Origin of the sequence: Chelativorans sp. AA-79 (genome assembly GCF_029457495.1) — a bacterium.
Taxonomy (GTDB): Bacteria; Pseudomonadota; Alphaproteobacteria; order Rhizobiales; family Rhizobiaceae; genus Chelativorans.
Window position 1 is genome coordinate 3,525,491 of record NZ_CP120361.1, and the last position, 24,058, is coordinate 3,549,548.

General features: G+C 65.7%; 24 protein-coding genes. 7 read left to right on the top strand and 17 right to left on the bottom strand.

The window, feature by feature from the left end; all coding sequences use genetic code 11:
* Nucleotides 1-38: 38 nt before the first annotated feature.
* Both ctaD and coxB read right to left on the bottom strand, forming a co-directional pair.
* Entirely contained in the window at nucleotides 39-1,691 is a 1,653-nt protein-coding gene (gene ctaD / locus PVE73_RS17230; protein ID WP_277363417.1) for a cytochrome c oxidase subunit I, read from the bottom strand.
* A gap of 36 nt (nucleotides 1,692-1,727) precedes the next feature.
* Complete coding sequence (gene coxB / locus PVE73_RS17235) at nucleotides 1,728-2,597, bottom strand: cytochrome c oxidase subunit II (protein ID WP_277363418.1); 870 nt, start codon at nucleotides 2,595-2,597, stop codon at nucleotides 1,728-1,730.
* A 352-nt stretch (nucleotides 2,598-2,949) separates the two neighbouring features.
* On the opposite strand from coxB, the gene PVE73_RS17240 reads away from it, so the two are divergent.
* The 3 genes from PVE73_RS17240 (at nucleotide 2,950) to cobB (ending at nucleotide 5,911) form a co-directional block, all read left to right on the top strand.
* Complete coding sequence (locus PVE73_RS17240) at nucleotides 2,950-3,468, top strand: invasion associated locus B family protein (RefSeq protein WP_277363419.1); 519 nt, start codon at nucleotides 2,950-2,952, stop codon at nucleotides 3,466-3,468.
* 314 nt (nucleotides 3,469-3,782) lie between these two features.
* On the top strand, nucleotides 3,783-5,198 hold the full coding sequence (tldD, locus tag PVE73_RS17245; protein WP_277363420.1) for a metalloprotease TldD: 1,416 nt from the start codon (nucleotides 3,783-3,785) through the stop codon (nucleotides 5,196-5,198).
* A gap of 2 nt (nucleotides 5,199-5,200) precedes the next feature.
* Complete coding sequence (gene cobB / locus PVE73_RS17250) at nucleotides 5,201-5,911, top strand: Sir2 family NAD+-dependent deacetylase (RefSeq protein ID WP_277363421.1); 711 nt, start codon at nucleotides 5,201-5,203, stop codon at nucleotides 5,909-5,911.
* 96 nt (nucleotides 5,912-6,007) lie between these two features.
* Here the strand turns inward: cobB and PVE73_RS17255 are convergent, their stop codons facing one another.
* From PVE73_RS17255 to PVE73_RS17285, 7 genes are all read right to left on the bottom strand, one after another.
* Nucleotides 6,008-7,252 (bottom strand): class I SAM-dependent RNA methyltransferase, encoded by a 1,245-nt coding sequence (locus PVE73_RS17255; RefSeq protein WP_277363422.1) that lies wholly within the window; start codon nucleotides 7,250-7,252, stop codon nucleotides 6,008-6,010.
* The gene (locus tag PVE73_RS17260; RefSeq protein ID WP_277363423.1) at nucleotides 7,249-8,004 is read right to left on the bottom strand and encodes a TlyA family RNA methyltransferase; all 756 of its coding nucleotides are present in this window, start codon (nucleotides 8,002-8,004) and stop codon (nucleotides 7,249-7,251) included. The genes PVE73_RS17255 and PVE73_RS17260 overlap by 4 nt, the downstream gene beginning before the upstream one ends.
* 222 nt (nucleotides 8,005-8,226) lie before the next feature.
* Entirely contained in the window at nucleotides 8,227-10,173 is a 1,947-nt protein-coding gene (gene dxs, locus PVE73_RS17265; protein ID WP_277363424.1) for a 1-deoxy-D-xylulose-5-phosphate synthase, read from the bottom strand.
* A gap of 50 nt (nucleotides 10,174-10,223) precedes the next feature.
* Complete coding sequence (locus PVE73_RS17270) at nucleotides 10,224-11,144, bottom strand: pirin family protein (RefSeq protein ID WP_277363425.1); 921 nt, start codon at nucleotides 11,142-11,144, stop codon at nucleotides 10,224-10,226.
* Between the two features lie 84 nt (nucleotides 11,145-11,228).
* The gene (locus PVE73_RS17275) at nucleotides 11,229-11,495 is read right to left on the bottom strand and encodes an exodeoxyribonuclease VII small subunit (RefSeq protein WP_277363426.1); all 267 of its coding nucleotides are present in this window, start codon (nucleotides 11,493-11,495) and stop codon (nucleotides 11,229-11,231) included.
* Between the two features lie 3 nt (nucleotides 11,496-11,498).
* The gene (locus PVE73_RS17280) at nucleotides 11,499-12,425 is read right to left on the bottom strand and encodes a histone deacetylase family protein (RefSeq protein WP_277367495.1); all 927 of its coding nucleotides are present in this window, start codon (nucleotides 12,423-12,425) and stop codon (nucleotides 11,499-11,501) included.
* A gap of 145 nt (nucleotides 12,426-12,570) precedes the next feature.
* On the bottom strand, nucleotides 12,571-13,176 hold the full coding sequence (locus PVE73_RS17285) for a TetR/AcrR family transcriptional regulator (protein ID WP_277363427.1): 606 nt from the start codon (nucleotides 13,174-13,176) through the stop codon (nucleotides 12,571-12,573).
* A gap of 120 nt (nucleotides 13,177-13,296) precedes the next feature.
* On the opposite strand from PVE73_RS17285, the gene PVE73_RS17290 reads away from it, so the two are divergent.
* Nucleotides 13,297-14,511, top strand: a complete 1,215-nt coding sequence (locus PVE73_RS17290) for an MFS transporter (protein ID WP_277363428.1) — start codon at nucleotides 13,297-13,299, stop codon at nucleotides 14,509-14,511.
* Nucleotides 14,512-14,571: 60 nt separating this feature from the next.
* Here PVE73_RS17290 and ribB read toward each other — a convergent pair whose 3' ends face one another.
* Nucleotides 14,572-15,657 (bottom strand): 3,4-dihydroxy-2-butanone-4-phosphate synthase, encoded by a 1,086-nt coding sequence (gene ribB, locus PVE73_RS17295; RefSeq protein WP_277363429.1) that lies wholly within the window; start codon nucleotides 15,655-15,657, stop codon nucleotides 14,572-14,574.
* A 136-nt stretch (nucleotides 15,658-15,793) separates the two neighbouring features.
* The gene (aroC, locus tag PVE73_RS17300) at nucleotides 15,794-16,888 is read right to left on the bottom strand and encodes a chorismate synthase (RefSeq protein ID WP_277363430.1); all 1,095 of its coding nucleotides are present in this window, start codon (nucleotides 16,886-16,888) and stop codon (nucleotides 15,794-15,796) included.
* Between the two features lie 151 nt (nucleotides 16,889-17,039).
* Between aroC and PVE73_RS17305 the strand changes: the two genes are divergently transcribed.
* Nucleotides 17,040-17,291: a DUF1344 domain-containing protein gene (locus tag PVE73_RS17305; RefSeq protein ID WP_346772373.1), complete on the top strand. Its 252-nt coding sequence runs from the start codon at nucleotides 17,040-17,042 to the stop codon at nucleotides 17,289-17,291.
* 21 nt (nucleotides 17,292-17,312) lie between these two features.
* On the opposite strand, the gene PVE73_RS17310 is transcribed toward PVE73_RS17305, so the two are convergent.
* From PVE73_RS17310 to PVE73_RS17325, 4 genes are all read right to left on the bottom strand, one after another.
* On the bottom strand, nucleotides 17,313-17,900 hold the full coding sequence (locus PVE73_RS17310; RefSeq protein ID WP_277363431.1) for a histidine phosphatase family protein: 588 nt from the start codon (nucleotides 17,898-17,900) through the stop codon (nucleotides 17,313-17,315).
* Between the two features lie 45 nt (nucleotides 17,901-17,945).
* Nucleotides 17,946-18,764: an enoyl-ACP reductase FabI gene (fabI, locus tag PVE73_RS17315; protein WP_277363432.1), complete on the bottom strand. Its 819-nt coding sequence runs from the start codon at nucleotides 18,762-18,764 to the stop codon at nucleotides 17,946-17,948.
* 142 nt (nucleotides 18,765-18,906) lie between these two features.
* Nucleotides 18,907-19,815 (bottom strand): J domain-containing protein, encoded by a 909-nt coding sequence (locus PVE73_RS17320; RefSeq protein WP_277363433.1) that lies wholly within the window; start codon nucleotides 19,813-19,815, stop codon nucleotides 18,907-18,909.
* Between the two features lie 117 nt (nucleotides 19,816-19,932).
* Complete coding sequence (locus PVE73_RS17325) at nucleotides 19,933-20,379, bottom strand: RT0821/Lpp0805 family surface protein (RefSeq protein WP_277363434.1); 447 nt, start codon at nucleotides 20,377-20,379, stop codon at nucleotides 19,933-19,935.
* 39 nt (nucleotides 20,380-20,418) lie between these two features.
* On the opposite strand from PVE73_RS17325, the gene pdxH reads away from it, so the two are divergent.
* Both pdxH and PVE73_RS17335 read left to right on the top strand, forming a co-directional pair.
* Nucleotides 20,419-21,033, top strand: coding sequence for a pyridoxamine 5'-phosphate oxidase (pdxH, locus tag PVE73_RS17330; RefSeq protein WP_277367497.1), 615 nt, complete (start codon nucleotides 20,419-20,421; stop codon nucleotides 21,031-21,033).
* A 54-nt stretch (nucleotides 21,034-21,087) separates the two neighbouring features.
* Nucleotides 21,088-21,300 (top strand): hypothetical protein, encoded by a 213-nt coding sequence (locus tag PVE73_RS17335; RefSeq protein ID WP_277363435.1) that lies wholly within the window; start codon nucleotides 21,088-21,090, stop codon nucleotides 21,298-21,300.
* Nucleotides 21,301-21,384: 84 nt separating this feature from the next.
* Here PVE73_RS17335 and PVE73_RS17340 read toward each other — a convergent pair whose 3' ends face one another.
* Nucleotides 21,385-22,137, bottom strand: coding sequence for a crotonase/enoyl-CoA hydratase family protein (locus PVE73_RS17340; RefSeq protein WP_277363436.1), 753 nt, complete (start codon nucleotides 22,135-22,137; stop codon nucleotides 21,385-21,387).
* Nucleotides 22,137-23,909, bottom strand: a complete 1,773-nt coding sequence (locus PVE73_RS17345; protein ID WP_277363437.1) for an acyl-CoA dehydrogenase — start codon at nucleotides 23,907-23,909, stop codon at nucleotides 22,137-22,139. Before PVE73_RS17345 ends, PVE73_RS17340 begins: the two co-directional genes overlap by 1 nt.
* Nucleotides 23,910-24,058: the final 149 nt, after the last annotated feature.

Sequence of the window (24,058 nt, forward strand, 5' to 3'; positions counted from 1 at the left end):
GCGGCCGGGACGTCGCTCCAGGCCGCGCGTTGTTTTCCCTAGCGGATCCTCGGCAGCTCTTCCCACTGGTGGAAGGGCGGCGGGGAAGGAAGCTGCCATTCGAGCGTGGTCGCACCCTCGCCCCAAGGATTGGCACCCGCCACACGCTTCTTCGCGAAGGCCTCGACGACGCCGTACAGGAACACCAGGACGCCGATGGCCGCGAGATAGGAACCGTAGGAGGAAACCTGGTTCCAGCCGGCGAAGGCATCCGGATAGTCGATGTAGCGGCGCGGCATGCCCGAGAGGCCCAGGAAGTGCTGCGGGAAGAAGATGAGGTTCACGCCGATGAAGGTGATCCAGAAATGCAGCCGGGCGACGAAGGAGTTGTACATGTAGCCGGTCATCTTCGGGAACCAGTAGTACCAGGCGGCGAAGATGGCGAAGACGGCGCCCATGGACAGCACGTAGTGGAAATGCGCCACGACATAGTAGGTGTCGTGCATCGCCCGGTCGAGGCCGGCATTGGCGAGCTGCACCCCCGTCACACCGCCGACGGTGAAGAGGAAGATGAAGGCGATCGCCCACAGCATCGGCACGCGGAAGGAGATGGAGCCGCCCCACATGGTGGCGATCCAGGAGAATATCTTCACGCCGGTGGGGATGGCGATGACCATCGTGGCGAAGACGAAATAGCGCTGCGTGTCGAGGGACAGGCCCGTCGTGTACATGTGGTGCGCCCAGACCACGAAGCCGATCGCGCCAATGGCCACCATCGCATAGGCCATGCCGAGATAGCCGAAGACGGGCTTGCGCGAGAAGGTCGCGATGATGTGGCTGACGATGCCGAAGCCCGGCAGGATGAGGATGTAGACCTCGGGATGGCCGAAGAACCAGAAGAGATGCTGGTAGAGGATCGGGTCACCGCCACCAGCCGGCGCGAAGAAGGCCGTTCCGAAATTGCGGTCCGTCAAGAGCATGGTGATGCCGCCGGCCAGCACGGGCAGGGACAGAAGCAGCAGGAACGCCGTGATCAGCACCGACCAGGCGAAGAGCGGCATCTTGTGCAGCGTCATGCCCGGGGCGCGCATGTTGAAGATGGTGGTGATGAAGTTGATGGCGCCGAGGATGGAGGAAGCGCCGGCGATGTGCAGGGCCAGAATGCCCATGTCCACCGCGGGACCCGGCTGACCTGCCGTCGAGAGCGGCGGGTAGAGCGTCCAGCCCGTGCCGGCGCCGAAGCTGCCCGGAGCGCCGGGCACGAACATGGACAGGAGCATCAGGATGAAGGCGGGCGGCAGCAGCCAGAACGAGATGTTGTTCATGCGCGGGAAAGCCATGTCCGGCGCGCCGATCATGATCGGCACCATCCAGTTGGCGAACCCGCCGATGAGCGCCGGCATCACCATGAAGAAGATCATGATCAGGCCGTGAGCGGTGGTGAAGACGTTGTACATCTCCTTGCCGGCATCGATGGCGGCGGCGCCCTCGTAGCCGTAGACCATGGAGGCAAGGCCGTGGAAGATCTGGATGCCCGGCTCTGCGAGCTCCCAACGCATCATCACCGACAGGAAACCGCCGATGACGCCCGCAATGATCGCGAAGATCAGGTAGAGCGTTCCGATATCCTTGTGGTTGGTGGAGTAGACCCAGCGGACCCAGCCCTTCGGCCTGTGGTCGTCGTGGTCGCCATATGCTGCAGCGCCTGCCATATCCTACCGCTCCAATTATCCCCGGATCGCCCGCCGTTACTCGGCCGCGGCGATCTTGTCCTCTTCCTTGCCACTGTCGATCGACGCCATCAGCGCGCGGTTGGCGCCCGCCAGGTCTTCGTGCGCGGCTGCGTACCAGGTCTGGAACTGCTCCTGCGAGACGACGCGGATCGCGATCGGCATGAAGGCGTGATCCTTGCCGCAGAGCTCCGAGCATTGTCCGTAATAGAGGCCTTCGCGATCGGCCTTGAACCAGGTCTCGTTGATGCGGCCGGGCACCGCGTCGACCTTGATGCCGAAGGACGGCATGGCGAAGGAATGAATCACGTCGCTGCCGGTCACCAGCACGCGCACGGTGGTGTCCACCGGCACGACCACTTCGTTGTCCACCGCCAGGAGGCGGGGATACTGGGCGATGTCCTCCTTGCCGGCCTCGGCCCGGTCACCGTCCTGCAGGAGCAGCGAGGTGAAGCTCAGCGGGTTTTCCGGATCCTGGTACTCGTAATCCCAGTACCACTGCACGCCGGTGGCCTTCAGCGTCAGCGCGGGCTCCTCGTCGGGCGTGTACTGCCGGGTGAGGAGCTGGAAGGAGGGAACGGCGAGGAACAGGAGCACCACCACGGGCCCGACGGTCCAGAGGACCTCGATGAGCGTGTTGTGGCTGGTGCGCGACGGCACGGGATTGGCGCCAGCGCGGTAGCGGATGATGCACCAGGCAAGCAGCGCCATCACGAGAAGCACGATCGGGGCGACGAACCACAGCGTGTATCTCTCGAACCAGACGATCTCTTCCATGATGCTCGTGGCGGCATCCTGGAACTGCATCTCCCAAGGTGCCGGCTGTGCCGCCAAAGCACCGGTGGCGGAAAGCGACAGCGCCCCAAGGCCTGCTGCAAATCTCTTCATCACCCTCGTCATCTCCCGATCAACGCGCCTCCTGCAGCCGCTTTGCATGCCGTATGGCAAAATGCGGCGGCGCGGGAAAGCCCTGTTGAGATTCCTGGCTCTTATCGGCGCGTTCAAATCATACTCTCTTCGGAACCGCAAGAAAGGCATCTTGCCTCAGATGCGGCATTTTTGCGCTGGCGGCAGGCGCGGGCGCCGATTGACGGAGAAACCGGACCGCGCCCCAGTTCCGTCCGATTCCTGGGGAAATGTGTCGCGCAAACAGACAGGCTGCGTCGATCCGGCAGCGCCGCCCTTCCTGCCGGGCGCGCGCCGCGATAGATTGGCGCGATTCGAGAGAAAGCGAGGTTCCATGCCTCTGTTGGCACGTGTGGCGGCAATCGCCCTGACCCTGGCCGCGGCCCTGCCCGCCGCGGCCCAGCAGCAGCAGCCGCAACAAAACGGCAATGTGCGCTCCACACATGGCGCGTGGTCGATCGTCTGCGACACGCCCGCGGGCGCTTCGAGCGAGCAGTGCGCGATGATGCAGAACGTCGTGGCGGAGGACCGGCCGGAAGTGGGCCTCTCCGTCGTCGTGCTGCGCACGGCCGACGACAAGGCCGAGATCCTGCGTGTGCTTGCGCCGCTCGGCGTGCTGCTTCCCAACGGGCTCGGCCTCAATGTGGACGGGAAGGATATCGGCAGGGCCTACTTCGTGCGCTGCTTCCAGGACGGCTGCTACGCCGAGGTGATCCTGGAAGAAGAGCTGCTGGAAACCCTGCGCACCGGAGAGTCTGCCACCTTCATCGTCTTCCAGACGCCGGAGGAAGGGATCGGAATTCCCGTCGACCTCAACGGCTTCGGAGAAGGCTTCGACGCACTGCCGCGATAAATCGCGCCAAGGGCATTTCCGCCGCCTCGTGATCGGCTTGGGGCTGGATCAACCCGTCTCTTCTCTCTACATGTGTAGGGCCACGGTCCATCAACTTGATCGCCGGTAGCGTGGGACGGTTCAGGCATGGATCCTCGGGTCAAGCCCGAGGATGACGAAGGCAGAAAGGTTTCCGCTAATCGCCAACGCCGGAGACTTGCGGAGACCTCCTTGTCCTCGTCATCCTCGGGCTTGACCCGAGGATCCATGCCTGAACATCGACACGCCGCCAGCGTTTCAAACAAGAGCCGTGGGTAAATCAGAGGATACCGCCCATGCCCCGTTCCCTCATCGAGTCCTTCGACTGTTCGCCCGAGAAGCTCAAGTCCCTCGTCTCGGAAACCATCTCGGGCGCGGATGACGGCGAGTTGTTCATGGAATACCGCGAAGGCGAGGCGCTGGTCTTCGACAACGGAAGGCTGAAGACGGCGAGCTTCAACACCGACCAGGGCTTCGGCCTGCGGGCGGTCGCCGGCGAGGCGACGGGCTACGCCCATGCGAGCGAGCTTTCGGAGGCAGCGCTCAGGCGGGCGGCCGACGCCGTTGCCGCCGTCAAGCAGGGCTATTCCGGCACGCTTGCCGCGCCGCCCGCGGGCACGAATCAGCGTCTTTACGGCGAGGAAAACCCCATTGCCGCTCCCGGTTTCGAGGAGAAGGCCAAGCTCCTGCAGGAGATCGACGGGTGGCTGCGCGCCAAGGACCCGCGCGTGCGCCAGGTGACGGCGTCGCTCGCCGCTTCCTGGCAGCATGTGGAGATCCTGCGCGCCGATGGGCAGCTTGCTCGCGACATCCGCCCGCTGGTGCGCATGCACGTCTCCGTGGTCGTCGGTGATGGCGACCGGCTGGAAAGCGGCTCCTACGGGATGGGCGGCCGCAAGGGCTTCGGCGAGTTCGTCGCCGAAGATTCGTGGCGTTTCGCTGCCGGAGAGGCATTGCGCCAGGCACTGGTGAACCTGGAAGCCGCCCCGGCGCCCGCCGGCACCTTCGACATCGTGCTCGCCAATGGCTGGCCGGGCGTGATGCTGCACGAGGCGGTGGGCCACGGGCTCGAGGGCGACTTCAACCGCAAGAAGACCTCCGCCTTCGCCGGCCTGATGGGCGAGCAGGTGGCAGCCAAGGGCGTGACCGTGGTCGATGACGGCACGATCGGCGAGCGGCGGGGCTCGCTGACCATCGACGACGAGGGCACGTCCACCAACCGGACGGTGCTGATCGAGGACGGCAAGCTGGTGGGCTACATGCAGGACCGCCTGAATGCCCGCCTGATGGGCATGCGGCCGACCGGCAATGGCAGGCGCGAATCCTACGCGCATGTGCCCATGCCGCGCATGACCAACACCTACATGATGGGCGGCGACAGGACGCCGGAAGAGATCCTCGCATCCGTGAAGAAGGGCATCTATGCCGTCTCCTTCGGCGGCGGGCAGGTGGACATCACCTCCGGCAAGTTCGTCTTCGACTGCACCGAAGCCTATATGATCGAGGACGGAAAGGTGACCCGCCCCATCAAGGGCGCGACACTCATCGGCAACGGGCCGGACGCGATGAAGCGGGTCTCCATGCTCGGCAACGACATGAAGCTCGACACCGGGATCGGCACCTGCGGGAAGGCGGGCCAGGGCGTGCCGGTGGGCGTGGGCCAGCCGCATCTCAGGATGGACCAGATGACGGTGGGCGGCACGCAGGCGTGACCATGGCGGGTTCCGTCATCATCCTGACCGGGGCCGGAATCTCAGCCGAATCGGGTGTGGACACGTTCCGCGACAAGAACGGCATCTGGTCGCGATATGATCTTCGTGAGGTCGCGACACCCGAGGGGTTTACCGCCAATCCGGCGTTGGTGCACGCCTTCTACAATGATCGCCGCAGCCAGTTGCCGCGGGTCGAGCCCAATGCCGCCCATTTCGCCCTCGCCGAGCTCGAATGCCTGCATCGTGGCAGCGTGCTGGTGGTTACCCAGAATATCGATGATCTGCACGAGCGCGCCGGATCTAAGAACCTGATCCACATGCACGGGGAATTGGCGAAGGCGCTCTGCGCCCGATGCGGCGCGCGCCACGAATGGCGGGGGCCGCTTTCCACGGACCTTTCCTGTCCGGGATGCGGGATCCCGGGTGCGCTCAGGCCCGACGTCGTGTGGTTCGGCGAGATGCCCTATCACATGGACCGCATCTACGAAGCGCTGTCCACCTGCGACCTCTTCCTGTCGATAGGCACGAGCGGCAGCGTCTATCCGGCAGCGCAATTCGTGGAGGAAGCCGCCCGTGCAGGCGCGCGCACGGTCGAACTCAACCTCGAACCGTCGGAGAACGTCTATAGCTTCGATGAAGCCGTTCACGGCCCCGCCAGCAAGATCGTGCCCGCCTATGTGAATCGCATCCTTTCTGGCGGAACAGAGGTCTAGACAACCAGACCAATCCTCCTGAAGTGCATGCGCTCGCCGCCGCTCTACCTCTTCGTTTCTACTGCTTCTGAATCGCCGGGTGATTCACCGGCTGCTTCAGCCGCGCTGTTTCCCGCGCTCCAGCAACGCCACCACCTCCACATGCGGCGACCAGAGGAACTGGTCGATGGGCGTGATGCTTACGACGCCGTAGCCGCCTTCGACGAGAATCGCGAGATCTCGCGCCAGCGTGCCGGGATTGCAGGAGACGGCGGCGACGCGCGCGACGGTCGAGCGCGCGATCTGGCGGCACTGGGCCTCGGCTCCGGCGCGCGGCGGATCGAACACCAGGCCGTCGAAACGGTCGAGATCCTTGGCAGAGAGAGGCCGGTTGAACAGGTCGCGCTTTTCCACGGAGACCGGCTTCAAGCCGATGGCGCGTTTCGCCGCTTCCTCCAGCGCCGCGAGAGCCGCGGCGTCTCCCTCGGCCGCATGCACGCGCGATTCGCGGGCCAGGCGCAGCGCGAAGGTGCCGCTGCCGGCAAAGAGGTCCGCGACATGCTTCGCGCCCTTGAGATGCGCGGTGACAAGGCCGGCCATCGCCTGCTCCGCCTGTTCCGCCGCCTGCAGGAAGCCGCCTGCGGGAACGGCCACCGGCACATCGCCGAACAGCACCACCGGCCTTTCGCGCTCCACCAGCACTTCGCCGCCGACGGAAAGCCGTGCGAATCCCCTGGCAAGGACGAGATCCACCGCCTGCCGGCGTTTACGCTCGCCAAGCCTCTCCGCCGCGCCCTCGGTCGCGATGTCGAGGCCCGTCCGGGTGGCGGTGACCGTGACGTGGAACGGCTTCGGCCCCATCGCGATCAGAGCCGCCAGCGCACGCAGGTCGGGAAGGGCCGCGACGATCTGCGGTGCCGCGACCGGGCAGGACTCGATCTCCACGATCCGGTGGGATTGCGCCGCATTGAAGCCCAGAAGAGCGCGCCCGCCTGCCGCCCGCGCCGTGAAGGTGACGCGCCGGCGGGAGGCGGGCGGGCAGAGGACGAGCGATTCAACATTTTCGGGAAGGCCCCGGGTCCGGAGTGCGCGCACCACCTTTTCGCGCTTCCATTCCGCATAGGCCGCTGGCGCCATATGCTGCACCGAGCAGCCGCCGCACACGCCGAAATGCGGGCTCGCCGGATCGACCCGAACAGGTGACGGCTTTTCGACCGCCAGCAGGGTCCCGCGTTGCTTCTCCACGTGGGCGAGGACTTCCTCGCCGGGTAGCGCGAAGGGCACATAGACCGGGCCCTCCGGCGTATGCGCAACGCCGTCGCCCTGCGCGCCCAACGCGTCGATGGTGAGACGGACGCTCATGCCTTCCGCCCGGCCAGCAGGAACTCGCGGTTGCCGTCGCCACCCTCGATGGGAGACGGGGCAAGGCCGATGTTCCGCCAGCCTTGGTTGGTCCCGAGCCACGCGGCGATGTCGCGGGCGATCTCCTCCGCCATCTGCGGCTCGCGCAGGAGCCCGCCTTTCCCGATCGCCTCGCGGCCTGCCTCGAACTGCGGCTTGACGAGGAAGAGCCCCTGTGCGCCCTGCCCCGCCATTTCGAGCGCCGGCGGCAGCGCGAGCTTCAGCGAGATGAAGCTGACGTCGGAGACGAGGAAATCCGGCCTGCGGCCACCGATCGCCTCGAGCGTGAGATGGCGGGCGTTCACGCCTTCGAGGCAGGTGACGCGGGAATCCTCGCGCAGCCTCCGGTCCATCTGGCCCGTGCCGACGTCGATGGCCGTGACATGCGTTGCACCACGTTCCAGAAGCACCTGCGTGAAGCCGCCTGTCGAGGCGCCGACATCGAGAGCCTCCGCGCCCTTGGGATCGAGGCCGAAAGCATCGAGCCCGTGGACGAGCTTCAGCGCCGCACGTGAGACATAGCGGCGGGCCGGGTCGTCGACCGCGATTTCCACATCGGCGGCAACGGCTTGGCCGGGCTTCTCCGCCATCATGCCCCCCACGCGAACCGTACCGCGCAGTACGGCATCCCGGGCCCGCGCCCGGGTCTCGAATATCCCGCGCTCGACCAGAAGCTGGTCGAGGCGGATGCGGGAGGAGGTCGGTGCAGCCATGGACTGTTCAATGAATGATGGGGCATCGCATAGCAAGCTGGGAGGTTTACCCCTCACTTGTGCTACGCCGTCGCTTCCGCAAAATGATTGCGTTGGCGATCGGCAGAGAGGTCGATGCAAGCGTTATCTCTCCCCTTGTGGGAGAAAAAGCGATTTCGACATCTTAGCCAGAGCGAAGCGGAGGCTAAGTGTTAGAAATCGCAAGTGAGGGGCAACGTGCCCTCACGCCCGCGCCGCCTGCTCCGTCTGCCCGAGCGCGGCGAAGACCGTGCGCACGATGCCGGCGGCGTCGAGCCCGGCATCGGCGTACATCTTCTCCGGCTTCGCCTGATCCATAAAGAGATCCGGCATCACCAGCGGGCGAACCTTGAGCCCGTTTTCCAGGAGGCCGCCATGGGCGAGGAAATGCAGGACATGCGCGCCGAAGCCGCCGATGGAACCCTCCTCGACCGTCACGAGCACCTCGTGCTCACGCGCAAGGCGCGTGACGAGACCGGCGTCGAGCGGCTTGGCGAAGCGTGCGTCGGCAACGGTGGTCGAAAGCCCGGCAGCTTCCAGCTCGTCCGCCGCCTTCAGGCATTCGGCGAGCCGCGTGCCGAGCGAAAGGAGCGCGATCTTGCTGCCTTCGCGGAGGATGCGGCCCTTGCCGATCTCGAGCACCTCGCCGCGCTCCGGCATCGCCACGCCCACGCCTTCGCCGCGCGGATAGCGGAGGGCGATCGGGCTCTCGTCATGGACGGCGGCCGTGCGCACCATGTGCTTTAGCTCCGCCTCGTCGGCGGCCGCCATCACCACCATGTTGGGCAGGGTGGCGAGATAGGTGACGTCGAAGGCGCCGCAATGGGTGGCGCCGTCGGCCCCCACGAAGCCGGCGCGGTCGATGGCGAAGCGGACCGGCAGGTTCTGGATCGCCACGTCGTGCACCACCTGATCGTAGCCGCGCTGCAGGAAAGTGGAATAGATGGCGGCGAAAGGACGGTACCCCTCGCTCGCAAGGCCGGCCGCGAAGGTCACCGCATGCTGCTCGGCGATGCCCACGTCGAAGATGCGCTCGGGGAACTCCTTGCCGAAAAGGTCGAGGCCGGTTCCCGACGGCATGGCCGCCGTGATGGCGACGACGCGCTCGTCCTCCCGCGCTTCCTGGACAAGGGCCTGGGCGAAGACCTTCGTATAGCTCGGCGCGCCCGCAGGCGACTTCGCCTGGGCGCCGGTGATGACGTCGAACTTGGCGACGCCGTGATATTTGTCCGCAGCCGCTTCGGCCGGCGGGTAGCCCTTGCCCTTCTGGGTGACCACATGGATCAGCACCGGGCCGGTGCCGTGGTCGCGCACGTTGCGCAGCACCGGTACGAGCGCTTCCAGGTCATGGCCGTCGATCGGGCCGATATGGAAAAATCCCATCTCTTCGAAGAGCGTGCCGCCCGTCACGTAGCCGCGGGCGTGCTCGACGGCGCGGGTGATGGCGCGGTCGACGGCCCTGCCCAGATGGGAGGTGAGCTTCTTGCCGACGTCGCGGATGCCCTGATAGGTGCGGCCGGAGGCGAGACGCGCCAGATAGGTGCTCATGGCCCCGGTGGGCGGCGCGATCGACATGTCGTTGTCGTTGAGGATGACGATCAGCCGAGCGTCGAGCGCGCCGGCATTGTTCATAGCCTCGTAGGCCATGCCGGCCGAGAGCGCGCCATCGCCGATCACGGAGATCACGTGCCGCTGCCCGCCCGACAGATCGCGCGCCACGGCCATGCCGAGCCCGGCTGAAATGGAGGTTGAAGAATGGGCGGCGCCGAAGGGATCGTATTCGCTCTCGGCGCGCTTGGTGAAGCCGGACAGCCCCCCCTCCTGGCGCAGCGTACGGATGCGGTCGCGCCGGCCGGTCAGGATCTTGTGCGGATAGGCCTGGTGGCCAACGTCCCAGATCAGCCGGTCATGCGGGGTGTCGAACACATGGTGGAGCGCCACCGTAAGCTCGACCACGCCCAGGCCGGCGCCAAGATGCCCGCCCGTCTGCGAGACGGCGTCGATCACCTCCGCGCGCAACTCCTCCGCAAGCCGCGGCAGGTCCTCCTCGGGGATCTGCTTCAGGTCGGACGGGAAGCGGATGCGATCCAGTAGCGGCGTTTCGGGCGGCGATTTGACACCCTGCCGGTTCTCATCTTGGGTCTTGGACATAAGCTCTCGCGTGGCTGAATTGTGGTCGCAGGGGCGCCTTCCCGCACGTCTCATTGCTCGGGCAAGGGCACGAATTCCTCCTCGTCGCCCGGCACGATGTCGAAGCGGCCCGTGCGCCATTCCTCCTTCGCCTGCTCGATGCGTTCCTTAGAGGAAGAAACGAAATTCCACCAGATATAGCGCCGCGAGCCAAGGGCTGCACCACCAAACAGCATAAAATGTGCGCCTGTTCCCGTGCCGACCACGATCTCGTCTCCCGGACGGAACACGAGCAGCCGGTCGGACGGGAATTCGTCGCCCGTGATCCCGACCGTGCCGTCCAGCACATAGATGGCGCGCTCCTCCGCGTCTGCCGGGATCTGGAAACGGGCCCCGGGCTCGAGGCGTATGTCGGCGTAAAGCGTCTCCGTCGCCGTCCGCACCGGCGCGCGCAGGCCATGGAGACGGCCGATGATCACGCGGCCGGACACGCCTTCGGCCTCGATCACCGGAAGATCCTTGCGCAACGTGTTGGAGAAGGTGGGGTCCACCTCCTCGCCGCCGTCGGGCAGCGCCAGCCAGGTCTGGAGGCCGGAAACCGAAAGCGGCCCGCCGCGCATCTCCTCGGGCGTACGCTCCGAATGCACGATGCCGCGGCCGGCCGTCATCAGGTTCAGGTCGCCCGGCGCGATCACCATCTCGGTGCCCAGCGAATCCCGGTGGCGGATGCGCCCGTCGAAGAGATAGGTGACCGTGGCGAGCCCGATATGCGGATGCGGCTTCACGTCGAGCGCCTGGCCCGCCCGCAGGATGGCGGGGCCCATGCGATCGAAGAAGATGAAGGGCCCCACCAGGCGCCGACGGGACGAAGGAAGCGCACGGCGCACCTGAAACTCGCCGATATCGGCGGTGCGCGGCACGATCAGCGTCTCGATCGCGTCGCAGGAGAGCGCGTCACCCGGTTCCGGGTCCTTGCCGGGAAAGAAACTCATGGATGGATTCCTCGCACCGAAACCGGCGGAGCTTAGACCTCTTCTAAAGTGGTAGCCACCCCCCTCGCGGCGACGGTCCGTCCATCAGGCCTGATCGAGCGGCTCAGTACCGACGGGTACGCCTTCACGGGAAAGACGGATCTTCTCCACCTTGTCCTCCGCCGCTTTCAGGAGGCGGTCGCAATGGGCCTTCAGCGCCTCGCCGCGCTCATAGATGCGGATCGACTGCTCCAGCGGCACGTCGCCGCGTTCCAGGTCGTTGACGATGTTCTCCAGCGCCTCCAGCGCCTGCTCGAAGCTCATGGCCTTGATGTCGTCATTTGTCCCGGCGGTATCGTTTCCGGTGTTCATGCTTCATCCTTTCATCAAGCACCCGACATGGGCGGCCACGGACAGCCCCAGTCCCTCAAGGTCGTAACCGCCTTCCAGTAGGCTGACAAGCCGGTTGCCGGACCAGCGCCCGGCACGCTCCATCAGCATGGACGTGGCCGAGCCGAAGTCCCGCTCGGTAAAATTGAGCTCTGCCAACGGATCGCGGTAATGGGCATCGAAACCCGCCGAAATAATGATGATGTCGGGGCGGAAGTCATCGATCCGGGGAAGGATGACGCTTTCCAGAGCCTCGCGGAGGGCCTCCCCGTCGGAACCCGGCGCAAGCGGGAGATTGACGATGTTGCCCGCCCCGGTCTCCGAGGCCGCGCCCGTTCCCGGATAAAGCGGCATCTGATGCGTCGAGCAGTAGAGAACGGAAGGATCGTCCCAGAAGATGTCCTGCGTGCCGTTGCCGTGATGCACGTCCCAATCGACAATGGCCACGCGCTCGGCCCCATGCGCCTTCTGCGCGTGGCGCGCGGCTATTGCGGCGTTGTTGAAGAGGCAGAAGCCCATCGCCCGGTCCTTCTCCGCATGGTGGCCGGGCGGGCGGGCGGCGACGAACACGTTGTCGGCGCGCCCTTCGAACACGTCGTCCACCGCGGCGGTGGCGGCGCCGACCGCAGTCAGCGCGGCATCCCAGCTGCGGGGACCGACGACGGTATCCGCATCGATCCGCGCCAGCCCCTCGTGCGGGATCTCCGCCCTGATCCGGCGGGCATAGGTCTCCGGATGGGCGAGCAGGATGGCCGTCTCGTCAGCCATCGGCGCCTCGACGCGGTCCAGCGGAGCGAAAACGTCATGCGCGAGCACCTTGGCGATCGCGCGCAGGCGATCGGGCCGTTCGGGATGCCCTGGAGGCGTCAGATGCTCCAGATAGACGGGGTGGGTGTATAATCGCGTGGCCATGGGCCCGGTATAAGGGCCGGCAGGCGGTTTGGCCACGCGGAGAATGACGCCTCAACAGGGATTCGGTGAATGGCGAATAGCGAATAGCGAATAGATGGTTCGGGCGGGGAGTGGGGTGTCACCCCAGCCCCCGTCTCGCTAATCGCTATCTGCTATCCGCTTTCTTCACCAGCAGCCCGTCCAGGAACACCTTCAACGCCTCGACCGCCTTTCGCGTTGCCTCCTCCGGATCCGCCGAATTGGCAATCCACAGGGATGCGTACAAGGTCGCGCCGCTGATGAGCCTCGCCAGTGCCTCCGGGTCGGCGGGCGCGATCCTTCCCTCCTCGACAAAGCGCTTCAGGTTTGTGGTGAGGGAGGTGATGCACGCGGTCTGGCTCGGCCATGTGGAGGGATCTCCCAAGACCGCGGGTCCGTCCCGCAGCACGATGCGCTGTATCTCCGGTTCCAGAGCCATTTCCACATAGGCGATGCATTCATCGACAAAGCCCTGCCACGGATCCGGGGCACGCGCGGAGATGGTGCAGAGACGCTCGTTCATCTCGGCATCGATCTCTTTGATGACGGCCTCCAGAAGACCCTTCTTGTCACCGAAATGGTGGTAGAGGGCGCCGCGCGTCAGGCCGGCCGCCGCCGTGAAATCGTCCATCGACGCCTCCGCATAGCCCACGGTGCCGAAGGCGTGGCGCGCGGCCGCCAACAGCTTGGCCCTGGTTTCCGCGATCATTTCGCTGCGAGGTTTGTGCGCCATTTCACTCCTTTGAGCATACGATGCGTATATATTTAGTTGACATACGTCGCGTATGCAATTATTTCATCCACATACGCCTCGTATGTCAGTGGCGTCCCGTATGAAGAAGGACTCCATCCCATGCCGAATCCGTATGGTGCAATCTTCCAGGCGCCGGGGGCGAAGGGCTTCGCCGCCGCCGGCTTTCTGGCGCGTCTGCCCGTCGCCATGGCCACCATGGGCATCGTGACGATGCTTTCCCAAAGCCACGGTGAATACTGGCTGGCCGGTGCGGTCTCCGCCACCTTCGCGCTTACAAACGCCTTTGCCGCGCCGCAGATTTCGCGGCTCGTCGACCGTTACGGGCAGAGCCGGATCCTGACGCCGGCAACGGCCATTTCGGTCGCTGCCTTCACCGCGCTGCTGCTCGCCACCCATTTCAGGTGGCCTTACTGGACGTTGTTCCTCTCCGCCTTCCTCGCCGGCGCTATGCCGAGCATGCCGGCCATGGTGCGGGCGCGGTGGACCGGGCTCTATCACGGCACGCCGAAGCTTCACACGGCCTTCGCCTTCGAATCCGTGCTCGACGAGGTCGTCTATATGGCCGGCTCGGTGCTGGCGATCGGCCTCAGCGTCAGTCTCTTCCCCGAAGCCGGGCCTTTGGCGGCGACGCTGTTCCTGGCGGTGGGCACCGCGTTGTTCGTGGCGCAGAAGTCCACCGAACCGCCCGTCCAACCCGCCACGGAGGCGAAAGCCAGCCGGTCGGCACTCGGCGTTCCCGCCGTTCAGATCCTCACCTTCACGCTCATCGCGGTCGGCACGATCTTCGGCACCGCCGAGGTGACGGTGATCGCTTTTTCGGAAGAACTCGGCCAGAAAGGCGCGGCAAGCTTCGTGCTGGCCGGTTATGCCGGCGGCTCGCTGGTGGTCGGCCTCGTGTTCGGCACGCTGACGCTCAAGGCATCGCTCGGCCGGCAGTTCCTCATCGCCAACGCGGTGGCCATGCTCACCACCCTGCCACTTCTGTGGGTGAACGGCATTCCCCTGCTGGCGCTGATGCTGTTCCTGGCCGGGGCCTCGATCTCGCCCACCTTCATCACCGCCTTCGGGCTGATCGAGCGGCTGGTGCCCTCCTCCCAGCTTACCGAAGGCATCACCTGGGCGATGACCGGCATCTTCATCGGCATGGCCGTCGGCTCGTTCATCTCCGGTTATGTGATCGATGCCTTCGGCGCGCAGAGCGGCTTCTGGGTGTCCGTCGCGGCCGGCGGGATCGCCTTTGCGACAGCCCTCCTGGGCCAGCGCATCCTCGGGCGGCCGGCGCCCGAAGCAATTCCCGAGGCCGCCGCGGCCTGAAGATTGGGCCGGCCAGCTACAGCGATGACGCGAGCCCACCCGCAACCGCGGGTGGGTTTTCTACAGGATCTCCGTCGAGGCGATCTCGATCCCGAAGCCCTCGAGGCCGACATAGTGGCGCTCACGGGAGGCGATGAGCCGGATCGAGGCGATGCCGAGATCCTTCAGGATCTGCGCGCCGAGACCGATCTCGCGCCATTCGCTTTCGCGCCTCACCGCCTCGTCGTGCTCCTCGCCGCCCACGCGGCGGCGCTGCTGATGGGCGACGCCCACCGACCCCTCGCGCAGATAGACCAGCACGCCGCGCCCGCCCATGCGCTCCATCACCTTCTGCAGCCGCCCTTCCGTGCCGAAGACATCCTCCACCACGTTTTCCGTATGAAGCCGCACCGGCACCTCCTGGCCGTCGCGGATATCGCCGAAGACGACGGCGAGGTGCTGCATGACCTCCCAGGGAAGCGTGTAGGCATGGGCCGTCGCCGGCCCGACCGGGGTCGTCACCGGGAACGTCGCGATCCGCTCCACCAGGGTTTCCTGGCGCTGGCGATAGGCGATGAGATCGGCCACCGACACCTGCTTCAGCCCGTGCTTCTCGGCAAAGGCGGTCACCTGCGGGCCGCGCATCACGCTGCCGTCGTCGTTCACCAGTTCGCAGATCACCCCCACCGGCGGCAGGCCGGCAAGCTTGCAGAGGTCCACCGCCGCCTCCGTGTGGCCGGAGCGCATGAGCACGCCGCCCTCGCGCGCCACGAGGGGGAAGACGTGGCCCGGCCGAACGAAATCGGCGCTGCCGACATTGGGATTGGCGAGATTGCGCACGGTGAGCGTACGGTCGTCGGCGGAAATGCCGGTGGTCGTGCCGTGCCTGAAGTCCACGCTGACCGTAAACGCGGTCTGATGCGGCGCATCGTTCTCGGCCACCATCGGCGCGAGGTTGAGCCTGCGCGCCTCGTCCCGCGGCATGGGCGCGCAGACGATGCCGGATGTATGCCGCACGATGAAGGCCATCTTCTCCGGCGTGCAATGCACGGCGGCGACGATCAGGTCGCCCTCGTTCTCGCGGCCGTCATCGTCCATGACGACGACGATCTCGCCGCGTTCGAACGCGCGCAGGGCCTCGACGACTTGTCTCTGATCGTAGGGCATGTAGATCGACCTCTTAAGCGAAAAGCGAAAAGCGAGTGGTGAATGGTGAATGGTGAATGGAACAAAGAAGCAGCTATTTGAAAAAGCCGGAGTTGAACTTTCCCCTATTCGCTACTCACTATTCGCTCTTCATCATTCACCCTCTCCCCGTCTGCCCCCGATGCCTCAAATAATGATCCGCTATCGCGCACGCCACCATCGCTTCTCCGATGGGCACCGCGCGGATGCCGACGCAGGGGTCGTGCCTGCCCTTCGTCACCACGTCGACTTCCGCGCCGCCGCGGTCCACCGACCGGCGCGGTGTCAGGATCGAGGAGGTCGGCTTCACGGCGAAGCGCGCGACGATCGGCTGCCCCGTCGAAATGCCGCCGAGGATTCCGCCTGCGTTGTTGGAGAGGAAGCGCGGCCTGCCGTCATTGCCGGCGCGCATCTCGTCGGCGTTCTCCTCGCCCCGGATCCGGGCGGCCTCGAAGCCGTTGCCGACCTCCACGCCCTTCACCGCGTTGATGGACATGAGATAGGCGCAGATATCCTGGTCGAGCTTTCCGTAGATCGGCGCGCCGAGACCGGCCGGAACGCCTTCCGCGACCACCTCGATGACCGCGCCCACGGAGGAGCCGGCCTTGCGGATGCCGTCTAGATATTCGGCGAAGACGGGCACCGATGCCGGATCGGGGGTGAAGAACGGGTTCTCGGGATCCTTCACGAAGTCCCAATCCCAGTTGGCGCGGTCGATCCGCTTCTCGCCCATGGCGACGAGCGCGCCGCGAATCACCACATCGGGCAGGACCTTGCGGGCGAGTGCGCCGGCCGCCACGCGCATGGCCGTCTCGCGGGCTGAAGACCGGCCGCCGCCGCGGTAATCCCGCAGGCCGTATTTCATTTCATAGGTGTAGTCGGCATGGCCGGGACGATAGCGCTCGGCGATGTCCCCGTAGTCCTTCGAGCGCTGGTCGACATTCTCGATCATCATGGAGACCGGCGTGCCGGTCGTCACCAGGCCGTCTCCCTCCTCCATGACGCCGGAGAGGATCTTCACCTCGTCCGGCTCGCGGCGCTGGGTGACGAAGCGCGACTGGCCCGGCCTGCGCCGGTCGAGTTCGGCCTGGATCTCCGCGCGCGTGAAGCGAATCCCCGGCGGACAGCCATCCACGACACAGCCGATCGCGGGCCCGTGGCTCTCGCCCCAGGTCGTGACGCGGAAAAGATGACCGAACGTGTTGTGCGACATTTAAGCTTCCTTCCCCTTATGGGGGCCGCCATGCTTCTATTTCGCTTTGCGGATGCGGTCAAACCGCGGCTTGCGCCAGTTTGGACACATTTGCGACGTGTACTTTTGCTAGTTGTGCCGATCCCGCTCGAACATATTGAATGAGGTATCGATGATGCGAATCGCAGTTGCCGCGCTTGTTCTCGGGCTCCTTGCCGCCCCAGCCCTTGCCGCCGATACGGAAGGCAAGATCACCGAAGTCGATCCGCAGGCGATGACGATCACCCTCGACGACGGCTCCACCTACAAGCTGCCGGCGGAGATCGATATGAGCGCCATCAGCGACGGAGTGCAGGTCGTCCTCGCCTACCAGGAGAACGACAAGGGCGAGCGGCAGATCACCGACATGTTCCTGCCGGAATAGCCAGCCTCCCCGCAAAGGCGGCTACAGCCACTCCAGCTTGCCATCCTCGACCCGCAGGATCCGGTCCTGCGGGATATCGAGGCTTGCCGCATCCTCGCCCGGCATTCCCTCGATCCAATGGAAGACGGTGCGGATGACCCCGCCATGCGTGACGCAGATCGTAGGCCTGTCGAGATCGTCGAGCCACGACCGCACGCGCAACGCCAGCGTCTCGTAGCTCTCAGCACCCGGACCGGGCGGCAGGAAGTGCCACTTGCGCCGGGCACGCTCCCCGGTGCAGCCCGGCGAGCGCGCCTCGAGCTCCATATAAGTGAAGCCCTGCCAGCCGCCGAAATGCACCTCTTTCAGGCGCGGATCCGTGCGGAAACCGGCAGGCGGGAGGCCAAGCTGGATGCGCACGCGCTCCATGGTCTCGCAGGTGCGGCGGAGCGGGCTGGCCACGAAATCGAACGAGGAAGGATCCGCGACAAGTTCGGAAAGCCGCTTCCCGTTGCGGTCCGCCTGCGCGCGCCCGCGCTCGTTGATGTCGGTGTCCGCCTGCCCCTGGAGGCGTGCTTCCGCGTTCCAGTCGGTCTCGCCGTGGCGCACGATGTAAAGGAGCGGAAACACGATTGCCCTCGCGACGGGGCGGCTGCCCCCGACAGAATCAGTTGATCACTCGCCGACCACGGAGATGTCGGGCGCGTCCACGGCCTTCATGCCGACCACGTGATAGCCCGAATCGACATGCAGCACCTCGCCGGTGACGGCGCGCGAGAGGTGCGACAGGAGATAGACGGCCGTGTCGCCCACCTCCTCGATCGTCACCACGCGCTTCAGCGGCGAGTTGTATTCGTTCCAGCGCAGGATGTAGCGGAAATCGCCGATGCCGGAAGCGGCAAGCGTCTTGATCGGGCCGGCCGAGATGGCATTGACGCGGATGTTGCCGCCGCCGAGATCGACGGCGAGATAGCGCACACTGGCTTCCAGTGCGGCCTTGGCCACGCCCATCGCATTGTAATGGGGCATCACCTTCTCGGCACCGTAATAAGTGAGTGTCAGGATGGAACCGCCCTCGCTCATCAGCGCCTCGGCACGCTTGGCGACCGCCGTCAGCGAATAGACGGAGATATCCATCGTGCGCAGGAAGTTCTCGCGCGTGGTCTCGACATAGCGGCCGGTCAGCTCGTCCTTGTCGGAAAAGGCGATGGCATGGACGACGAAATCGAGCTTGCCCCAGCGTTTCTCCACCTCGGAAAAGACGGCGTCGACCGAATCCGGGTCGGTGACGTCGCAATGGCCCACCACAATCGCACCGAGTTCGGCCGCAAGTGGTTCGACCCGCTTCCTCAGCGCGTCGCCTTGATAGGTGAGCGCGAGTTCGGCCCCCTCCATGGCGCACGCCTTGCAGATACCCCAGGCGATCGAGCGGTTGTTGGCAACCCCCAGAACGAGCCCCCGCTTGCCGGCCATCAGGCCATTGCCACCTGCCATGTCGATTCTCCGAACTCAATTGCGGCGGACGCCGTATCGCACAGCGGCAGCATGGCATCAAGCGCGGGGCCGGGGAAGCCCGCCGGCGAGATGTGCAAGGCAAAGTTGTCGTCAGCCGCATTCCGCAGGCGTGATCCCGGCGTCAGGCCTCTGCCTTGCGGAAGAGGGCTTCCAGTGCCGGGTCACCGCCCTGGGGCAGCATGATGCGCACATGGGCATACAGATCGCCGTTGCCGCCACTCTTCAGCGGCAGGCCGCGCCCCTTGAGACGCAAGGTCCGGTCGGAACTCGACCAGGCGGGCACCTTGACCGCCAGCCGGCCGGTCGGCGTTTCCACGGCCACTTTGGCGCCCAGAACCGCGTCGCGCAGGCTCACCGGCAGGTCGACATGAAGATCGCGGCCCTCCACCCTGTAGAGCGGATGCGGGCGCAGGCGCAACGTCACCAGCGCGTCACCGCGTTCGCCGAAGGACGTCTCGGCGCCCTGCCGCCTGAGCCGGATCGTCTGGCCATCCTCGACATAGCGCGGCAGCTTCACGGCGATGCGCCGGCCGTCCGGAAAGACCGCGTTCACCTTGGCTTCCGTGGCGATGTCCTCCACGCTCACGTCGAGCGTTGCGTTGATGTCGCCCAACCCCTCGGGACGCGCGCTGCGCGTGCCCTGCGCGCCGCGGAAGGCCTGGCCGAAGATCTCGCTGAAGATGTCGCCGGCATCACCGCCGGCACCGCTCGTGCGGAACTCGAAATGGGTGCGCCCCGGGCCGCCGCCCGCGCGGCGGAACCCGGCGAACGGGTCGCCCTCGGCCGTTTCGAAGCCTTGGAAGCGCGGCTTGCCGGCGGCGTCGATCTCGCCGCTGTCGAAAGCGCTGCGCTTCTTCTCGTCACCCAGGATCTCGTAGGCCTGGTTGACCTCGGCAAAACGCTCCTTCGCCTGCGGATCGTCCGGCCGCTGGTCGGGATGGTACTTCTTCGCCAGGCGGCGGAAAGCCGCCTTTATGTCTTTTGCCGACGCGCTCTTGGAGACGCCGAGCACTTCATAAGGGTCTTTCATATCTGCCTTGCCCAATGGCGGCGGGACTGCGCCGCAACGGGTTGTTATGCCGATGGATTCCGCTTCCGCCCGCTAATATGCGCATTGGGGCAGGCGAATTCCAGTGGAGTGCCGGCCCTACTGCTGCTCGAAGGCGCGCATGCGCAGGACGCCGGCGGCATCCTTGCACGCCTTGCCCTCGTACAGACCGACACCGTCGAAACTTTCTCGCGTCGTCATGAAGGCCAGGCAGTCACCGCTCTCCTCCTCACGCGCGCTATAGGCGGTGATGAGGCCGCGGGCGCCGCTTTCCGGGTTCTCCCAGGACAGGCCGGCTGTCTCGTCGGGGCTCGACGAGAGAGCGGAGAGGATCGCGCGGCCGTCCGCTGCCAGTCCCTTGTCCGGGAAGACACGAGCCGGCTCCGTCACCGAACCGGTGGTCAGCACGGTGTCAAGCGAGGCCTTCTTGCCGCCAATGACGCAAGCCTGCATAGAAACGGATATGATGAAAAGAGCCGCGGCCCTTCCGAGGGCGCGCAGAGCCAAACGTCTGCCGGTTTCTGCCTCTTGCGTCGTTCCAGACAATCGGCAATCTCCCAATGAAACGAAGTGAGCCGCATGATTATGAAAAATGACTTAAAACAGGTCGACTTTACGGAAGCAGGGGAACCTTTCCGCCTGTTCGCGAAATGGCTCCAGGACGCGGAACGCTCCGAACCCAACGACCCGAACGCGACAGCGCTCGCAACGGTGGATCCGGACGGAATGCCGAACATACGCATGGTCCTGCTCAAGGGCTTCGATGAGCGAGGATTCGTCTTCTATACCAATTTCGAGAGCACGAAGGGACAGGAAATCCTGTCCTCCATGAAGGCGGCCATGTGTTTTCACTGGAAAAGCCTGCGCCGGCAGGTGCGGGTGCGCGGCCCTGTGGAAAAGGTGACCGGCGAAGAGGCGGACGCCTACTACGTTTCGCGCCCGCGCGGCAGCCGCATCGGCGCCTGGGCCTCGAAACAGTCGCGACCGCTCGAGAACCGCTTTGCCCTGGAGAAGGCGGTCGCGGAATACACGGCCAAGTTTGCCGTGGGGGAGATTCCAAGGCCGGATTACTGGTCGGGCTTCCGCATCAAGCCGATGAGCATCGAGTTCTGGCACGATCGCCCCTTCCGGCTGCATGACCGGATCATCTTCACGCGGGAGGGTGATGGAAGCTGGCTAAAGACGCGGCTTTACCCGTAGGAATCGGGAACACGATGCCGCAAAGGGTGTTGGAGAGCCAAACGGAGACCGGAAATGCTCGTTCCCCGCACCAGTCCCCCAAAAGCGACCGCCCTGCGGGCGATGGCGATCGGTGCGCTCGCGACGGGAGCGCTTGCCATCGGAGCCTTCGCGATCGGCCGGCTTGCGATCGGAAAGGCACGCATCCGCTCGCTTCACGTAGACCGGCTGACCGTGGGAAAGCTGCGCATCATCGAGCAGGAGCCTGGAAACCGACCTGAGCACTGACGAACTTGGGAAAGCCGCCTCGATGACGGAAGCTGGCGGAGCGGTCAACATTGATCAACTCGACCGAGTTCGAAACGACCGCCGTTACCCACTCCTCCGCTCCATGAACGCCATGAGCGCCGCCCTCGCCTCGTCCGACTGGAGCCGGTCGCGGAAATGCTCCGCCTCCTCGCGGATGCGGGCGAAGATCTCCTCGCGCGAACCGCGCAGGAGATCCCGCGTGATCATCAGCGCTTCCGGCGCCCTGGCTGCGACGGCGTCCGCCTCGACCAGCACGGCTTCCTCCAGCTCCGGCGCGGGCACGATGCGGTGGATCAGGCCGGCGGCGAGCGCGTCATAGGCACTCAGCCCCTCGCCAAGGCCGAGCAGCGCGAAGGCGCGCTGATGGCCGAGAATGCGCGGCACGAGAAGGCTGGACGCCGCCTCGGGCACGAGCCCCAGATCCACGAAGGGCGTCCTGAAGATCGTCTCGGGCGTCGCGAAGGTGAGATCGCAGTGGAGATTCAGGGTCGTGCCGATGCCGACCGCGATGCCGTCCACGCCGGACAGGACGGGTTTGCGGCTCCCCGCAAGCGCCACCAAGAACTCGAAGGCGCCCAGATCGGCTCCCCCTCCCGTGGCGACGGCCAGGAAATCGGCGAGATCATTGCCCGCCGAGAAGGCACCGGGCACGCCGAGGAACACGTGGCAGCGCACCGCCGGATCGTCGTCCCCTTCGGCAAGAGCCTCGGCCATACGGGAATACATGGCGCTCGTGATGGCGTTCTTCTTCTCCGGCCGGTTCATCCGGATGATCTGGACCGCCTCCCGGCGCTCGACCAGGACATGCTCGCTCATCATACCTCCTCCAGGCTGCCGGCAGCGGCAAGCAGGCCTTCCGATCCATCAACAACTGACCATTTGAGCGCCGCCGTCTCGGCCAGCTGGTTTTCCGCGATGAAGCGGCAAAGCCGTGCCAGCTTCGCATCGGCTGCGGAGACTGCCACGCGCGCGACCATCACGCCGCCGGCCGCCAACGCGAAAAGCCGCAGGTAAGGCGTGGCACCGCAGAGTGCGGCCTCGGTTTCCCCGCCGTCCAACAGGCGCAGCAGGTGCTGCGTCGCCTCATCCAGGTCGTCGAGGGCGGCGGCGAGGCGGGATCCCGCGCCGCCGAGCTCCGGCATGTTCGCGCCGCGCACCGTCTCCGCGGCCCGGCGCAGTTCCGCGATGTAGCCGCGAACATGCTCGCCGCCGGACTGGGGCAGCTTTCGCGTGACGAGGTCGATCGCCTGGATACCGTTCGTGCCTTCATAAATGGGGGCGATGCGCGCATCGCGATAGAGGACGGCCGCGCCCGTCTCCTCGATGAAGCCCATGCCGCCATGGACCTGGACGCCGAGCGAGGCGACCTCGACCCCGATATCGGTCGGGAAGGCCTTTGCAAGCGGCGTGAGCAGGTTGGCGCGCTGCTGCCAGTGCGCTCGGCCATCCGCTTCGCCGAAACGGGCCATATCCACCGCGTGGGCGCAGGAATAGGCGATGGCACGCGCCATCTCCGTCATCGACCTCATCGTGAGCAGCATGCGCTTCACATCCGGATGCGCGACGATGGGGCTCATGCCCTCTCCGCTCCATCCCGGCGCCCGGCCCTGTCGGCGCTCCCTCGCATAGGCAAGCGCCTTCTGGCAGGCTGCTTCCGCCACCGCCACGCCCTGCATGCCGACGGCGAGCCGGGCGTTGTTCATCATGGTGAACATGCAGGCAAGCCCCCGGTTCTCCTCGCCCACCAGCCAGCCGATCGCCCCCGGCGTATCACCGAACTTCCCGTCGCCATAGATCATGGTGCAGGTGGGCGAGGCATGGAGGCCGAGCTTGTGTTCGATGGAGGCGCAGAAGACGTCGTTGCGCGCGCCAAGGCTGCCATCCTCGTTCACGAGGAATTTCGGCACCAGGAAAAGGGAGATGCCCTTGGTTCCCGCCGGTGCGTCCGGCAGACGGGCCAGCACCAGATGCACGATGTTGTCCGTGAAATCGTGCTCGCCGAAGGTGATGAAGATCTTCTGGCCGAAAATGCGGTAGGTGCCGTTCTCCGTACGCTCGGCCCGCGTGCGGAGCGCGCCCAGATCGGACCCCGCCTGCGGTTCGGTGAGGTTCATCGTGGCCATCCACTCGCCCGAGACGAGCTTTTCCATATACGCCTGTTTCAGCGCGTCCGTCGCATGCCGCTCCAGCGCCTCGATGGCGCCCATGGTAAGCGTCGGCCCCAGCGCGAAGGCCATGGAGGCGGAATTCCACATTTCGAGTGCTGCGACCGAGAGCATCATGGGCAGGCCCTGCCCGCCCCATTCGGCCGGCGCGGCAAGCGCGTTCCACCCAGCCTCGCACCACCTGCGGTAAAGCTCCGGCCAGCCCTGCGGGGTCGTGACATCGCCGTCCTGCACCCGTGCGCCCTGTTCGTCGCCGGTGCGGGCGAGCGGCGCGATCTCCTCGCCGGCAAAGCGGCCCGCTTCCGCCAGAATCGCCTCCACGAGGTCGGGCGTGAGGCCTTCCACGAGCCCTTTGTCCAGAATGTCCTTCAGCCCAATCGCATTCAGGGTTCGGGCGATGTCATCGACGGGCGCGCGATACATCTCTTCGCTCCTCCATGTCCGGCTTGTCGACAAGCTAGCGGCGAAGGTGCCCTTCGGCCAGCATTCAGGAAAACAATATTTCTTCTCTTTACGTAAACGTCAATCACGACGTTGTTGAGCGCCTGCCGCTCCGGCGTTAGAAGGAGTGG

What these genes read in the sequence shown, in the direction of transcription:
- PVE73_RS17275 (WP_277363426.1), bottom strand. Translation starts at nt 11,495, where the DNA reads ATGAACACCGGAAACGATACCGCCGGGACAAATGACGACATCAAGGCC.
- PVE73_RS17305 (WP_346772373.1), top strand. Translation starts at nt 17,040, where the DNA reads ATGATGCGAATCGCAGTTGCCGCGCTTGTTCTCGGGCTCCTTGCCGCC.
- PVE73_RS17240 (WP_277363419.1), top strand. Translation starts at nt 2,950, where the DNA reads ATGCCTCTGTTGGCACGTGTGGCGGCAATCGCCCTGACCCTGGCCGCG.
- PVE73_RS17340 (WP_277363436.1), bottom strand. Translation starts at nt 22,137, where the DNA reads ATGAGCGAGCATGTCCTGGTCGAGCGCCGGGAGGCGGTCCAGATCATC.
- dxs (WP_277363424.1), bottom strand. Translation starts at nt 10,173, where the DNA reads ATGTCCAAGACCCAAGATGAGAACCGGCAGGGTGTCAAATCGCCGCCC.
- PVE73_RS17345 (WP_277363437.1), bottom strand. Translation starts at nt 23,909, where the DNA reads ATGTATCGCGCGCCCGTCGATGACATCGCCCGAACCCTGAATGCGATT.
- ribB (WP_277363429.1), bottom strand. Translation starts at nt 15,657, where the DNA reads ATGCCCTACGATCAGAGACAAGTCGTCGAGGCCCTGCGCGCGTTCGAA.
- cobB (WP_277363421.1), top strand. Translation starts at nt 5,201, where the DNA reads ATGGCGGGTTCCGTCATCATCCTGACCGGGGCCGGAATCTCAGCCGAA.
- PVE73_RS17335 (WP_277363435.1), top strand. Translation starts at nt 21,088, where the DNA reads ATGCTCGTTCCCCGCACCAGTCCCCCAAAAGCGACCGCCCTGCGGGCG.
- PVE73_RS17270 (WP_277363425.1), bottom strand. Translation starts at nt 11,144, where the DNA reads ATGAGTTTCTTTCCCGGCAAGGACCCGGAACCGGGTGACGCGCTCTCC.
- coxB (WP_277363418.1), bottom strand. Translation starts at nt 2,597, where the DNA reads ATGAAGAGATTTGCAGCAGGCCTTGGGGCGCTGTCGCTTTCCGCCACC.
- pdxH (WP_277367497.1), top strand. Translation starts at nt 20,419, where the DNA reads ATGAAAAATGACTTAAAACAGGTCGACTTTACGGAAGCAGGGGAACCT.
- tldD (WP_277363420.1), top strand. Translation starts at nt 3,783, where the DNA reads ATGCCCCGTTCCCTCATCGAGTCCTTCGACTGTTCGCCCGAGAAGCTC.
- PVE73_RS17285 (WP_277363427.1), bottom strand. Translation starts at nt 13,176, where the DNA reads ATGGCGCACAAACCTCGCAGCGAAATGATCGCGGAAACCAGGGCCAAG.
- PVE73_RS17320 (WP_277363433.1), bottom strand. Translation starts at nt 19,815, where the DNA reads ATGAAAGACCCTTATGAAGTGCTCGGCGTCTCCAAGAGCGCGTCGGCA.
- PVE73_RS17260 (WP_277363423.1), bottom strand. Translation starts at nt 8,004, where the DNA reads ATGGCTGCACCGACCTCCTCCCGCATCCGCCTCGACCAGCTTCTGGTC.
- fabI (WP_277363432.1), bottom strand. Translation starts at nt 18,764, where the DNA reads ATGGCAGGTGGCAATGGCCTGATGGCCGGCAAGCGGGGGCTCGTTCTG.
- PVE73_RS17280 (WP_277367495.1), bottom strand. Translation starts at nt 12,425, where the DNA reads ATGGCCACGCGATTATACACCCACCCCGTCTATCTGGAGCATCTGACG.
- PVE73_RS17255 (WP_277363422.1), bottom strand. Translation starts at nt 7,252, where the DNA reads ATGAGCGTCCGTCTCACCATCGACGCGTTGGGCGCGCAGGGCGACGGC.
- ctaD (WP_277363417.1), bottom strand. Translation starts at nt 1,691, where the DNA reads ATGGCAGGCGCTGCAGCATATGGCGACCACGACGACCACAGGCCGAAG.
- aroC (WP_277363430.1), bottom strand. Translation starts at nt 16,888, where the DNA reads ATGTCGCACAACACGTTCGGTCATCTTTTCCGCGTCACGACCTGGGGC.
- PVE73_RS17290 (WP_277363428.1), top strand. Translation starts at nt 13,297, where the DNA reads ATGCCGAATCCGTATGGTGCAATCTTCCAGGCGCCGGGGGCGAAGGGC.